Source organism: Mesorhizobium sp. M2E.F.Ca.ET.209.01.1.1 (assembly GCF_004010375.2).
In the GTDB taxonomy this organism is placed as follows: Bacteria; Pseudomonadota; Alphaproteobacteria; order Rhizobiales; family Rhizobiaceae; genus Mesorhizobium.
Genome location: NZ_SADP02000232.1, coordinates 1 through 421 on the forward strand (window position 1 = coordinate 1; position 421 = coordinate 421).

1 protein-coding gene is annotated in these 421 nt (G+C 60.6%); it reads right to left on the reverse strand.

Annotated features, from left to right (window positions below):
• On the reverse strand, window positions 1–273 hold a 273-nt coding region (locus EN852_RS35430; protein WP_135879649.1), incomplete at its 3' end, for a hypothetical protein.
• Window positions 274–421: the final 148 nt, after the last annotated feature.

Genomic DNA, 421 nt, shown 5'->3' on the forward strand with positions numbered 1-421 from the left:
CTCACGATCGCCCAGCATCCGTGCCTCGCTGCGCACGCGCTGGCGCTCGTCGATGAGCGCTGCCTGGATCGAGATCGCCGTGCCCGGCAGTCCGTCGGCACGGCAGGCCGAGCAGACGATGCGCCCCGACAACGCGGCCAGCGGCGTGTTCCCGTTGACCCCGAAGCGCTTCAACTGATCGGGCCGCCACCAGCTGTTGCGGCCGCAATCGGCGCACTCGACCGACAGCGAGGCGACCTGCGCGATCACTGCTTCCCTGCCCGGCAACGCCATCATCCCCTGTCCTTTTGTTTCTGATTTGTTCCTATCTTCCCGTGTTTTGAAGCGGGAGTCGAGTCGCAGTTTCCAAACTCCTCCAAAAGTCTTTCTTTTATGTCTTTTTGAGTTATGCTTATATACACCTTGCATATGTGAGTCGGCG